Source organism: Ignatzschineria sp. RMDPL8A (assembly GCF_029815055.1).
In the GTDB taxonomy this organism is placed as follows: domain Bacteria; phylum Pseudomonadota; class Gammaproteobacteria; order Cardiobacteriales; family Wohlfahrtiimonadaceae; genus CALZBJ01.
The window spans coordinates 1,113,543-1,127,108 of the sequence record NZ_JAPPWA010000002.1 but is presented as its reverse complement, the minus strand read 5'-3'; the positions used below and the strand labels follow the sequence as shown (position 1 = coordinate 1,127,108).

General features: G+C 45.2%; 11 protein-coding genes. 7 read left to right on the top strand and 4 right to left on the bottom strand.

The features are described from left to right. Positions 1 to 4 precede the first annotated feature (4 nt). Complete coding sequence (locus tag OXI21_RS06705; RefSeq protein ID WP_279618786.1) at positions 5 to 1,198, top strand: divalent metal cation transporter; 1,194 nt, start codon at positions 5 to 7, stop codon at positions 1,196 to 1,198. Between the two features lie 113 nt (positions 1,199 to 1,311). On the opposite strand, the gene OXI21_RS06700 is transcribed toward OXI21_RS06705, so the two are convergent. From OXI21_RS06700 to OXI21_RS06685, 4 genes are read right to left on the bottom strand one after another with little or no spacing between them, the layout of a single operon-like run. Further along, positions 1,312 to 2,232 carry a TraB/GumN family protein gene (locus OXI21_RS06700; RefSeq protein ID WP_279618785.1) on the bottom strand — a complete coding sequence of 307 codons (921 nt, stop codon included), beginning with the start codon at positions 2,230 to 2,232 and terminating at the stop codon, positions 1,312 to 1,314. After that, the gene (locus OXI21_RS06695) at positions 2,229 to 2,837 is read right to left on the bottom strand and encodes a trimeric intracellular cation channel family protein (RefSeq protein WP_279618784.1); all 609 of its coding nucleotides are present in this window, start codon (positions 2,835 to 2,837) and stop codon (positions 2,229 to 2,231) included. Before OXI21_RS06695 ends, OXI21_RS06700 begins: the two co-directional genes overlap by 4 nt. Positions 2,838 to 2,897: 60 nt before the next feature. Beyond that, positions 2,898 to 4,487, bottom strand: coding sequence for an N-acetylmuramoyl-L-alanine amidase (locus tag OXI21_RS06690; protein ID WP_279618783.1), 1,590 nt, complete (start codon positions 4,485 to 4,487; stop codon positions 2,898 to 2,900). A gap of 6 nt (positions 4,488 to 4,493) precedes the next feature. Beyond that, positions 4,494 to 6,167 (bottom strand): tetratricopeptide repeat protein, encoded by a 1,674-nt coding sequence (locus OXI21_RS06685; protein ID WP_279618782.1) that lies wholly within the window; start codon positions 6,165 to 6,167, stop codon positions 4,494 to 4,496. A gap of 155 nt (positions 6,168 to 6,322) precedes the next feature. On the opposite strand from OXI21_RS06685, the gene elbB reads away from it, so the two are divergent. The 6 genes from elbB (at position 6,323) to OXI21_RS06655 (ending at position 13,521) form a co-directional block, all read left to right on the top strand. Further along, positions 6,323 to 7,006 carry an isoprenoid biosynthesis glyoxalase ElbB gene (elbB, locus tag OXI21_RS06680; protein ID WP_279618781.1) on the top strand — a complete coding sequence of 228 codons (684 nt, stop codon included), beginning with the start codon at positions 6,323 to 6,325 and terminating at the stop codon, positions 7,004 to 7,006. Between the two features lie 204 nt (positions 7,007 to 7,210). Beyond that, positions 7,211 to 8,485 (top strand): homoserine dehydrogenase, encoded by a 1,275-nt coding sequence (locus OXI21_RS06675; RefSeq protein ID WP_279618780.1) that lies wholly within the window; start codon positions 7,211 to 7,213, stop codon positions 8,483 to 8,485. Between the two features lie 56 nt (positions 8,486 to 8,541). After that, complete coding sequence (gene ilvB / locus OXI21_RS06670) at positions 8,542 to 10,284, top strand: biosynthetic-type acetolactate synthase large subunit (RefSeq protein WP_279618779.1); 1,743 nt, start codon at positions 8,542 to 8,544, stop codon at positions 10,282 to 10,284. 14 nt (positions 10,285 to 10,298) lie between these two features. Continuing rightward, positions 10,299 to 10,820 (top strand): acetolactate synthase small subunit, encoded by a 522-nt coding sequence (gene ilvN / locus OXI21_RS06665; protein ID WP_279618778.1) that lies wholly within the window; start codon positions 10,299 to 10,301, stop codon positions 10,818 to 10,820. A gap of 54 nt (positions 10,821 to 10,874) precedes the next feature. Then, positions 10,875 to 11,891 carry a ketol-acid reductoisomerase gene (gene ilvC, locus OXI21_RS06660; RefSeq protein WP_279618777.1) on the top strand — a complete coding sequence of 339 codons (1,017 nt, stop codon included), beginning with the start codon at positions 10,875 to 10,877 and terminating at the stop codon, positions 11,889 to 11,891. Between the two features lie 268 nt (positions 11,892 to 12,159). Continuing rightward, a complete protein-coding gene (locus tag OXI21_RS06655; RefSeq protein WP_347815519.1) occupies positions 12,160 to 13,521 on the top strand; it encodes a 3-deoxy-7-phosphoheptulonate synthase class II in 1,362 nt (453 codons plus the stop codon). The last annotated feature ends 45 nt before the right edge of the window (positions 13,522 to 13,566 follow it).

Genomic DNA, 13,566 nt, shown 5'->3' with positions numbered 1-13,566 from the left:
TCTTATGAATACGATTAAAGAGAGACGGAGTGCTATTATTGGTGCGGTATTCCTCATGGGGTTATCTGCTATTGGTCCCGGATTTTTAACTCAAACGACTACTTTCACCGATCAATTAGGTTCAAGTTTCGCATTTGTGATTCTTATCTCGATTATTTTGGATTTAGGCGCACAGCTCAATATTTGGCGTATTATTACCGTCTCCAATATGCGAGGCCAAGATATTGCCAATAAAGTCATACCTGGCCTTGGCTATTTTGTCTCATTTTTAGTGGTGATTGGCGGATTAGCCTTTAATATTGGTAACGTCGCCGGGGCAGGCCTTGGAATTAATGTATTTACCGGTGTATCCGTTGAGGTAGGCGCTATGATTAGCGCCGCTATTGCAATTGGAATCTTTATGTTTAAGGAAGCCGGACGCATTATGGATAAATTTGTTCAATATGCCGGAATCTTAATGATTTTTTTAACGCTATACGTTGTGTTTAAATCCTCTCCCCCCGTTGGAGAAGCTGCGTATCGCTCTTTTATCCCTGAATCCTTTGACTCAGGCACAATCCTTGCAATTGTCACGTTAGTGGGTGGAACAGTCGGTGGCTATATCACCTTTGCTGGTGCACACCGATTGCTTGATGCAGGTGTTCATGGTAAAGAAGCTCTTTCAGATGTCTCTAAAAGCTCTTTGATGGGAATTGGCGTTACGGCCATTATGCGTGTCATTTTATTCCTTGCAGTGCTTGGCGTTATATCACAAGGCTATAAACTTGCCGCAGGAAATCCTGTCGCTTCAGTATTTGAGCATGCCGCCGGAAAAACAGGTCATCTGATTTTTGGGGTGATCATGTGGGCAGCTGCAGTTACCTCTGTGATTGGCGCGGCGTATACCTCGGTAACGTTCCTGCGTATCTTTAGCCCCAAAGTCGCACAACATCAAAATCGTTTTATCATTGCATTTATCTTCATTTCAACGGTAGTCTTTGTGAGCGTTGGTCGTCCTGTCGAGATATTAATCTTAGTCGGTGCACTCAATGGCCTGATTTTACCTCTCACATTAGGCCCAATCTTAATCGCCGCATATAAAAAAGAAGTCGTCGGTGACTACAAACATCCCATGTGGCAAACCATTTTTGGCGCCATTGTTGTAGCCATTATGACTGCATTAAGCATTCAAACACTATATAAATATTTTATTGGGTAACCCCCCCCCTACTTATCTATCTACAAAATGAAATAAAAGCCCTCGTTTAGAGGGCCTTTATCTTAAGCGGTAATATCACTATTACCTTATGTTTAAGAAAACATTTCGTGTAACTATTTTAAAATGATCGGCGTGAGCTCATAGCCTTCTTTTTCTAACAAATTAAGAAGCCCCTCTTCGCCAAAGAGATGGAGTGCACCGACGGCAATAAAGCTATTGCCTGCCTCAAGAAGGGGTAATAATTCGGGCATCCAGAGATGATTACGCTCAGTAAGAATTTGGCGAACAAACCAATCATCCCAATAAGCTTTCGCTTCTTCTGAATAAAAATCCGAGAGCTGATCTTCATTGGCATAGGCTAAAACACTTGCGGTATCGCCTTCATAATAACGGCGGGCGAGTTCAGAGATTTGTGCCTGCATTGCATCAAAATGTTCGATACGAATATCGATCGCTTCAAGTAATCGATCCGTCGGAATTGAACTAAATTTCTCAATTGAAACACTGACATCTTCAAGAGGATGCATTGCTTTATTAAGTTCACGTGCCTTTTCCGTTAGTAGAAAATCCACGCCAAAATCGGCAGATAATGGCTCAGGAAGCGCCATCTCAAAAAGCATCATAATCGCCCAAAGATTAAGACTCTCGATCAATTGTGGCTCAAGACCGATCTCGCTCCACTTTTTAAAAAGGGCTTGATAACGCGTTTCGCCGAGTGCTTTTCGCGTCGTACCCTCTAAATTGTACATAGTAAAAACAAACGGCATCAGATCCTCATCTTCTGGCGAAATCTCAAGCACTAAACGATCACTCTTTTCAAGGTGCGCCACATACTCAAGCGGAAGCTCGGAATCTTTATACCCCGTATGCATTGAGCCAAGCAGATAGGAAGGCTCCGTACCCTCTTTCTCAATCTTCCAGAAAAAGGATTGATCTTGCCCATCAAGAGGCTCAACTAAAGCGGCATTTGCCCCGGAAAACATTCCGAAAAAAGCCAATGAAAACGTTAAAAATAACGTAAATAGACGCGTCATAGACGAAACTCCGGTAATCGTAATGAATAGAAAATAGAAATAAGGCGAATCGCCAAGGTAACCCCCATTCCAAGGAGCAGCGAAAGCGTATCGGAAAGGCCTAAATGAAGGGCTGAAACCATCACCACGCCACCAATTACACAGGCGGTGGCGTAGATCTCTTTTTTAAGAACAAAGGGGATTTCACGAGCTAAAAGATCGCGCAGCATACCGCCACCCACCGCGGTTACCGTACCTAAAATAATGGCCACTAGATCGGAAGTACCGTAGGCCAGCGATTTGGTGAGCCCAATCCCTAAAAAGACGGCAACGCCAATCGCATCACAGACGGGAAGGAGGAGCCTGCGGTCAAGATGATCAAAAATCTTCAGGAAAATCACGCCAATCACCGCCGCAAAAAAGGTGACGTAGAGATAGAGATTATCCGCCACCCAAAACACCGTATCGACACCTAAGATAAGATCGCGGAGCGTTCCACCACCGATCGCAACGGCCGCAGCTAAGACTACAACGCCGACAAAATCCATCTGCTTACGCGCCGCCACTAATACGCCCGAAAGCGCAAAGACCGCCGTTCCAAACAGGTCTACATAATAGAGTAACATTCCCCCTCCTCGCGACCGCTCGATCTCTCGGCGCCCCTTTGAATGCTCGTCTTTTAGAGATTAGCGGGGAATCACCAATTCGGTACCGATCGGAACGCGTAACTGATTATTTGGCAATTGATTTGCTCGTTTTAATTGTCCCTCTAAGATACCAAATTTTTTCGCGATGCCACGAATTGTATCGCCCTCTTGGGTAATGTAGCGTTGCGAACCATTGGGTTTAGAAGCCAATTGAACCGGAGGAGGCACAACTTGTTTGCCACCTTGCGCCGTTGAGGTAAATTGAATCGACGGGAACACAATCTCATTATCTTGCGGTTTGGCTTGAGGCTTAATCTCAGGCAGTTTTTGCGTTTTCGCAGGAGGCGGCGTTTTCACCACTTGAACCGGCGGGGTTACCACTTGAGGTTTAGGCTGCGCTGCCGGTTGCTTTTGAGCCACTTTGGTATAGACGATTTCAGTCGCCGGACGCTCACGATAATAAGCCTTAATGCCCGCTAAAATATCATCGGCTAATTGACTTTGATGACGCGCACTCTTTAATTTACGCTCTTCATTAGGGTTTGAGATAAAGCCCGTTTCCACTAAAACTGACGGAATATCCGGCGCTTTTAAGACCGCAAAGCCTGCACGCTCAACATTTTTCTTATGCAGATTCGCATGCTTTCCTAAGTGAGACAAAAGATGCTTTCCAAGCGCGTTTGACGCCTCAATGGTGGCATCCTGAGAGATATCGAGGAGCATTGACGCAATCGCATCATCTTTATCAGAAATTTTTACCCCACCAATCAGATCCGAACGGTTTTCCGCTTTTGCGAGCATCCGCGCTGCTTCACTCGAGGCACCGCTTGTTGATAAAATATAAACCGATGCCCCATCGGCTGTACTGCTGCCCGCATCGGCATGGAGCGAAACGAACATATCCGCCTTATGACGACGCGCAATTAATACCCGCTCACGAAGCGGAATAAAGACATCGCGATCACGGGTCATTACCGCACGCATACCGCGCTCACGGTTAATTTTATCGCGCAGTTTTTTACCAATTTCAAGCACCACATCTTTCTCTCGCGTTCCCGCACGCCCAAGCGCCCCTGGGTCTTTACCACCGTGACCTGGGTCGAGAACAATTAAAATATTTTTCTTCGGCACTGTTTTGGCCACTTGAATTTCCGTTTGCGCCGATACCATGGTTTGATCACCCACCGCTAAATCCGATTGGGGCGTATCACGGCCATCACCGCTTAATAAAATAACGAGCTCATACCCATTACGCGACTTCATTAGTGCCGTACTTGCCGGGATCGATTGTTTTAAATCCACCACAATACGAAGGTCTGTCCCTTGTTGCGTCCCTAAACGAACACCGGTGACAAAGCGATTTGAAATCGGCAGTGACCGCGCTTGTTTGCGCAATTTCGCATTGGGAATATCGATTACAAGACGCGCAGGACTCGCTAACCGAAACGAGTTAATGGAGACCTTTTCATCAATGGGAAAGACGATCCTCAGCTCACCTTTATTCGTGGTCGTTCCGCGCCCTTCACCGACTAATGCCTGCTTTGCGAACGCCATATTTCCCACAAAGAGAAGCAGTAGCACAAAAAACCACTGCATTAAAGATTGATGTCGTTGTTGCGTTGTAACCATAATTCCCTACTCTTCCATCTTTAATGTTTCAACAAGCGTTTGATACTCCGGCGTATCTCCATACACCGCTTTAAATGTCGCCAATAATCGCGCGACTCGCTCTGTTTCTCCCAGTTTATCAAGGACTAAAATATAGTGCCCAATAATCTCAGGATAGTTGTTTTGACTAAATGCTCGGGCTAAATAACGCTGCGCTTTTTCATAATCGCCCTTAAGATAAAAGGCCCAACCGATGCTATCTTCGATAAAATCTTGCTGTGGCATCACCCCATTCGCCTCAAGGATATATTTAAACGCCTCATCAAACCGCTCTTGATCGCCAGTTTCAAGGAGTGAATACCCAAGCGCGTTGAGATTGATCGCATCATCTGGATCATCGGTAACACGCGCCTTTAAGATCGCCTCCATCTTTGCGACATTCCCACGATTGTACTCCACCATCGCTTTTAAATAGGTCACAAGCGACTCATCAAGAAGAGGATTATCCCCTAAAAGCGTCAAGAGCGCCTCGACCCGATCATACTCATTAAAACTCTCAAGCTCGCCAAGCTCCATCACATATAAAAACGCCACCTGTTCAGGGGCGTAAACACGTAGAGCGTCATAAATCGTCAAAAACTCGAGATAATTATTCACTTTAAGCGCTGCGGCCGCACGGGCGACTTCATAGCGCATATAATACTCTTTGGGCATCGCTTCATCATTGCGAAGCAGCGTAAAAAGCCCATCGTAATTCCGATTCTTCTCCGCCATATCAAAGAGCGAAAAGGCCGTTTGCACATAATAGAATTGATTGTCGGCAATTTTATCGAGCATTAATTTCGCATTCGGCAGATCATTGAGTGAATAATATAAAACCGCTAACGTACCATAGAGTTGCGCTGGAATGGTTTCATGCTCAGCAAGGACCTTTTCACCCACTTCAAGCGCTTCAAGGTAGTGAAAATCGTTCATTAAAATGGCGATATATTCTTTAGCAATTTCAGGGGTATTGATGCGCTCGTAGGCCTTTTTAAGCGAATCGACCGCCATCTCCAATTCCCCGCTATACCAATACATATAGGCAATGAGCGAGTTGAGCATAAGGCTCTTATCATCAATTAAATAAGCTTGAAGAAGTAAGGGTTTCGCGCGATTAAAATCTTTAAGATCAATTAAAATTCCCGCCGCATAGAGAAGCGGTGAAATCGCTTCAGGATCTTTATCACTCATATTGATGAGCACTTTCGCTTGACTTAACGCATCATAGAGCTGAAGCGTGCGCAGTACCGAAATATAGCCATCTTCGCCCTCGTGTTTGATCAGTTTAACCACTTCTAAAAACGCGTCCGCCGCTTGATCAATCTCATTATTTTCAAGATAGATCACCCCAAGCGTATTCCACGCGATGATATTTGTGGGATCTTGTGACACAAGACGTTTTGCGTACGGAAGTGCATTTTGTAAATTTTGCTGTGCCGCATCGAGCCCAATGCGTCTTTCGAGTAAAAATGGCGTCTCTTCTACTTGTAAAACGCGATCAAAATATTCCGCCGCGCCCTGCCAATCCTCGCGGGCTACCGATAATTCTCCGAGCATTAGATCCACAAGCGGTGAATCAGCAGGCGTGTTTGCCGTCTCAGCTTGAGAGGCCTGCCCTGCCAGAAACCCAAAGAGTACTATGATTAATAATCGCTTCATATTTTTATTCTTTACAATTTAAGGATTGTTAATTAAATTCAAGTAGTTGAATAGCCATGTTATTATGTGGCAAATAACAGCTGTTTAACATTCTAACGTAAAATCATGAAATTTGTTATCAAACCCGATAACTTTTTAGTCAAAAAGGAGTTTTTATGAGTCAACATCGTGTCGCACTAATCCTCTCAGGCTCGGGTCATATTGATGGCGCAGAAATCACTGAAGCGGTCTCATTAATGATTGCGCTTACGCAAAGTGAATATCAGATTGATTACTATGCTCCCGATCGCAATCAGCTCGATGTGGTCAACCATCAAACCGATGAGGTCGTGGCTGAATCCCGCAATATCCTTGTCGAAGCTGCCCGCATTGCTCGTGGGAATGTAAAACCCTTAACCGATCTTAACCCTCGTGAATATGATGCGCTCGCGTTTCCTGGTGGCTTTGGCGTTGTAAAAAACTTCACCACCTTTTTAAGCGATGGCGAGAATGCAACGCTCACTGATGATCTAATTGAACCGCTTCGCGTTGCCATTGAACTTAAAAAACCAATTGTCGCTATCTGCGCTGCCCCACTTGTGCTCGCACTCACGGCCAAAACCTTTGGTCTCTCGAATGTATCGATCTCCTTTGGCGATGAGAAAAACGCGCAGCATTTCTTAAATGTGACGGAAAAATGGGGCGTCAGTCACCATAATACCGCGCCGAATGAAGCCTATATTGATACTCAAAACCGCTTTATCACCTCGGGCGCTTATATGTATGGCGACTCGCAACCCTATTTAATCTACCAAGGGGCTTACCACGCGATTGAACTCCTCAATTCGCTCATTCGCTAACCCATTTTTTTCGCTAGCCCATTTTTAAAGGCTTTACCCAATATTACGCCCGTCTTTTCATTTACAGATCAATGGATCAACGGAAAGATGGGCTTTATTATCTTTAGAGCCCTGAGCGATACCTGACAAAACTGTTTTTTACTTATATACTGATTTACTGATTTTTTCGATTTAACTTATTTACTATCAGGAATATATCGATTTATGAAACCGTTCAAGTTAGGAATTTTGGGTTTAGGCACTGTTGCGTCTGGGGTAGTCGCAACACTTAACAATAATAAGAAGGCGATTGCGCGCCGAATAAATACTCCCATTGAAATTGAATCTGTCTACGTCCGATCGCTCGATCGTGATAATCCTTACAACCTACCGCTAACCACCGATATTACAACGATTACCCAAAATCCTGATATAGATATTATAGTTGAATTGATGGGCGGAACCACCACCGCACTTGAGGCGATTAATGCCGCGCTTGATGCGAAAAAACATGTGGTCACCGCGAACAAAGAGCTCATTGCACTTCATGGAAATGAACTCTTTAAAAAGGCGCAAGAAAATGGTGTTTTCCTCCTCTTTGAAGCGGCGGTTGCCGGTGCGATTCCGATCCTTAAAACTGTGCGTGAAGGGCTAGCCGCGAATGAAATCGACAAAGTTGCGGGCATTATTAATGGTACCTGCAACTACATCTTAACGGAGATGAGCGATAAAAATGAAGCCTTTGAAACCGCGCTTACCGCCGCACAAAAATTGGGTTACGCCGAAGCCGATCCAACCTTTGATATTAAAGGGATTGATGCCGCCCATAAGCTCACCATTTTAGCGTCGCTCGCATTTGGAATTCCCCTCTCCTTTGATAAACTCACTATTGAAGGCATTGATAGCGTCACACCCCGTCAAATTGGTTACGCCAAAGAACTGGGATACAGCATTAAGCATCTTGGCATCGCTGAGAAAACAACCGACCATGTCGAACTTCGGGTTCACCCAACGCTTGTACCGATGAGCCATCCTCTTAGCCACGTTAATAGTGTGATGAATGGGGTCTTTGTTCACGGCAATTCAAGCGGCCCGATCTTTTCATCAGGCCCTGGTGCGGGAAGTTTAGCTACTGCCTCGGCCGTTTGCGCCGATATTTTAGACATTGTCCGCGCCCGCGATGTGAATCATTATGCACCGATGCTTGGCCATCAATTAGAGACCCTTGATGCGCCCAATTTTGCAAAAAAAGAAGAGATCGAAAGCGCTTATTTCATCGTGATTGAAGGACTCGATTCAGATCATGAGTCGGCGATTACAGAGCTCGTTACAAAACATGGAATTAGCCTAGATCGAGCAAAAGTTGACAACGCAAACAATTGTTTAATCATGGTGACTAAAAATATAGCAGAAATAGCTATTAACAAACTCTTAAATGATGTTATGTTAATGGATAACGTTTCAAATAGTTCATTCATTCGCGTCGAAGAGTTCCGTTGAGTTCAACGGCTTTTTTGATGTCTGTTCAACTGAGATAATAATAAGTGAGGAGTTCTGTGAAATTAAGTGGTGCAGAAATCGTAATTCGCTCCTTAGTGGAGGAAAATGTAGAGTGTATTTTCGGTTACCCAGGTGGTGCCGTTCTCCCTCTATATGATGAAATTTATAAACAGGATAAAATTAAACATATTCTGGTCCGTCACGAGCAAGCAGCTACGCACGCCGCTGACGGATATGCACGCGTCACAGGCAAACCAGGGGTCGTCCTGGTCACTTCAGGTCCAGGTCTAACCAATGCCATTACCGGAATTGCAACGGCTCATATGGATTCCATTCCAATGATCGTTTTTTCTGGCCAAGTGGCAACAAGCTTAATCGGAAATGATGCTTTCCAGGAAGTCGATACCGTGGGAATCACCCTTCCCTGCGTAAAACACAACTTCCTTGTGAAAGACGTGAAAGATATTGCTAAAACGATCAAGAAGGCATTTTATATTGCAACGACCGGTCGTCCTGGCCCGGTTGTGATTGATTTGCCGAAAAACATTACCGTACAAGAGTGTAAATTTGAGTATCCTGAATCGATCTCAATGCGTTCGTACAATCCAACCATCAAAGGTCACCCAAAACAGATCAAGCGCGCCTATGAGCTGTTAACTAAAGCAAAGCGCCCAATGGTCTATACCGGTGGCGGCGTTGTGATTGGCAATGCGCATGAGGAACTTCGTGAATTAGTGCGTGCGCTCAATTTACCGATTACCAGTACTCTGATGGGGCTTGGTGCTTATCCGGGAACGGATCAGCAATTCCTTGGAATGCTCGGTATGCATGGTACTTATGAATCGAATATGGCGATGCACCATTGTGACGTTCTATTTGCCATCGGTGCCCGTTTTGATGACCGAATTACCGGGACTCTTAATAACTTCTGCCCCAATGCAAAAGTGATTCATGTGGATATCGATCCATCGAGCATTGCGAAAAACGTTCCAACCGATCTTCCAATCGTTGGTGAAGCGAAATCGGTTCTCCGTGAGTTTTTAGCCATTCACAATGAAGAGAAACGCTCGCTTGATGAAAAAGCACTTGAAAAATGGTGGGATCAGATCGCCGAATGGCGCGAAATGAAGTCGCTCGATTATGTTAATAGTAGTGAGATCATCAAACCGCAATTTGTCCTAGAGAAACTCTTTGAAGTGACTCAAGGCCGTGCGATTGTTACCTCGGACGTGGGCCAGCACCAGATGTGGGCGGCACAATATTATCAATTTGACGAGCCGCGCCAGTGGATCAATTCCGGCGGGCTTGGTACGATGGGCTTTGGGGTCCCAGCGGCGATGGGGGCTAAATTAGCCGCTCCTGATCGCGATGTTGCATGCATTACCGGCGATGGAAGTATCCAAATGATGCTTCAAGAGATGTCGACGATGCTCCAATATCACACTCCGGTAAAAATTATTAACCTAAATAATGGTTATTTAGGAATGGTCCGTCAATGGCAAGAGTTCTTCTTCCAAAAACGGTACTGCATGAGTTATTTTGACTCTCTGCCTGATTTTATTAAATTAGCAGAAGCGTATGGGCACAGCGGTGTTCAAGTCACCAAACCAAGTGATGTTGAACCTGCACTTATAGAGGCGTTCAAGCAAAAAGATAAAACCATCTTGCTTGACTTTATCACCGATCCGACCGAGAACGTTTACCCAATGATTCCTGCGGGCAAAGGTCATCACGAAATGATCTTAGCGGGTCGCGATAAAATGGAAAACACCAGCAAAGACGGCTTAAGCCAAGTATAGAGGGAGGTAAAAAAATGGCTACAGTATTAAATAACGATCAATCGCGTCATATTATCTCTATCTTGATGGAAAACGAGGCGGGAGCCTTGTCGAAAGTGGTCAATCTGTTTTCCGCACGCGGCTATAACATTGAGAGCTTGTCAGTAGCCCCTACTGATGATAAATCGCTCTCTCGACTCACACTCGTCACCATAGCGGACGGTCAAGTCGTCGAACAGATCGTCAAACAGCTCAATAAACTGATTGATGTTGTCAAACTTACCGATCTTACCGATGGGGCTCACGTTGAGCGTGAGATGATGCTGATTAAAGTCACCGCTGAGTCGGAGAAAAATCGAGCAGAACTCTTCCGCCTCAATGAGATGTTTAGAGGGCGCGTCTTAGATGTCACCCCTTCAACATTCACCATCGAAATGACGGGAGATCAAGAAAAACTCAACGCCTTTATCCGCGCGGTTAAAGAGCTTGGGATTGTCGAAATTGTTCGTTCAGGCGCACTCGGCTTAGTACGTGGTGCAAAAGGTTTAACATTATAATTATTTTTTAAGGATGATAATAACGATCATCCTGTGACACATAAGGATTACAAAATGAAGGTATTTTACGATAAAGATGCAGATATCTCCTTAATCAAAGGCACAACGGTTGCGATCATTGGTTATGGTTCACAAGGGCATGCCCACGCTCAAAACCTAAAAGATTCTGGAGTCAACGTCATTGTCGGACTTCGTAAAGGCGGATCGTCTTGGGATAAAGCTGTAAACGCTGGCCACAATGTAAAAGAGATCGCTGATGCGACTAAAGAAGCGGATTTAGTGATGCTTCTCCTTCCTGATGAAGCTCAACCTGCTGTCTATAAATCAGAGATCGAGCCCAACATCAAACAAGGGGCAACACTTGCGTTTGCACACGGATTTAACATCCATTACAACCAAATCATTCCACGCGGTGATTTAGACGTCATCATGGTTGCGCCAAAAGGCCCAGGTCACACCGTTCGTTCAGAATATGTGAAAGGTGGCGGCGTTCCATCACTCATTGCGATCTACCAAGATAAATCATACAAAGCACGCGATATCGCGCTTTCATACGCATCGGCAAATGGTGGCGGTAAAGCCGGTATCATCGAAACTACGTTCCAAGAAGAGACTGAAACAGACCTCTTTGGTGAGCAAGCGGTTCTTTGCGGTGGTGCGGTTGAACTTGTTAAAGCCGGCTTTGAAGTATTAACCGAAGCAGGCTATGCGCCTGAAATGGCTTACTTTGAGTGCTTACACGAGCTTAAACTCATCGTAGACCTTATGTATGAAGGTGGAATCGCAAACATGAACTACTCCATCTCAAACAACGCTGAGTATGGTGAGTATGTTACCGGTGAGGAAGTGATCACTGAGGATACTAAAGACGCAATGCGTTACGCACTCTATCGTATCCAATCGGGTGAGTATGCGAAGATGTTTATCCAAGAAGGTCACACCAACTATCCATCTTTAACTGCTCGCAGACGTTTAACGGCTGAACACCCAATTGAGAAAACAGGCGCAAAATTACGTTCAATGATGCCCTGGATCACCGAAAACCGTTTAGTTGACCAAGACAAAAACTAAACCCTTTTCAAAAACGATCAAACCTTAATTGATAAAGCCTTAAGTCTGCAAAGCCTTAGGGCTTTTTCTTGAAGCTTTATTTAATGACACAACGCGCCCATAATCTGGTAGATTGATTAAGGTTGCCTAATACGACGTTGAATCATCGATTCAAGTCCCAAAAATTTTAACGTAAAACACGATTTAGATTTACCAATGTAATGAGTGTAGGAGATTCGATCGTAACTATCGATCAACCCTCCTTCCATCAAAGTAAGAGAAAGGAATTATAGAGATGACATGGACACCTAATAGCTGGAGAAATTTCAACGCGGCACAAACTCCAGTCTACGAAGACAAGGAAGCCTTAAAACGCGTAGAAGATCACTTAAAAACCCTTCCCCCACTCGTATTTGCTGGGGAAGCACGCACTTTAAAAGAGCAGCTTGCACAAGCGGCGATGGGGAAAGCATTCCTCTTGCAAGGCGGCGACTGTGCTGAGAGCTTCTCAGAATTTAATGCGAAAAACATTCGTGACACCTTCCGTGTTCTTCTTCAAATGGCGGTGACACTGACCTTTGCGGCAAGCAGCCCGGTGATCAAAGTTGGCCGGATTGCAGGACAATTTGCCAAACCGCGCTCATCAGATACTGAAACCATCGATGGCATCACTCTTCCAAGCTATCGCGGGGATATTGTCAACGGCATTGAATTCACCAAAGAATCGCGCATGCCCGATCCTGACCGCATGTGGAAAGCCTACGCTCATTCTGGCCTGACCCTTAACTTACTGCGCGCCTTCTCTCGCGGGGGATACGCCGACCTTCATCGCGTTCACAATTGGAATATGAGCTTTGCGGAAAACTCACCTCAAGCAGAACGCTATCTCGACCTTGCTCGCCGCATCCAAGACTCTCTTAAATTTATGGAGGCGTGTGGCATTGAATCAGCCAATACTCCGATCCTCCGTGAGACACAAGTCTTCACCTCGCACGAAATGTTGCTTTTAGGCTACGAAGAGGCATTTACCCGGGTTGACTCCACCAGTGGCGATTGGTACAACGTTGCCGCGCATATGGTTTGGATCGGCGAACGCACCCGTCAACTCGATGGCGCACATATTGAATACGCTAAAGGCATTGCGAACCCAATCGGCGTTAAAGTGAGCGATAAAATGCATGAGGATGATCTGATTCGTTTGATTGATGCACTTAACCCGCAAAACGAACCGGGCCGCTTAACGCTCATTACCCGTATGGGCGCTGATGTGTTACCGGAGCATTTACCCCGCCTTCTTCGTAAAGTGAAATCTGAAGGCCGTCACGTTGTGTGGAGCTGCGACCCAATGCATGGCAATACCATCACCGATAATGGCTATAAAACGCGCCCATTTGATCGCATCTTAAAAGAGGTTGAGAGCTTCTTCGATGCCCATAATGCCGAAGGCACCTTTGCTGGTGGCGTTCATTTTGAAATGACCGGCCAAGATGTGACCGAATGCCTAGGCGGCGGCCAAAACATCACCTCAAAAGATCTCGAAAGTCGTTATCATACGCATTGTGACCCTCGATTAAACGCGCAGCAGAGCTTAGAACTTGCGTTCCTCACTGCAGAAAAATTGAAGGAACATAGAGAAAAATTTCATTCATAAGGGTATAATGACTCTTATTTTTGATAAACCTTGAGGTTTATCGAC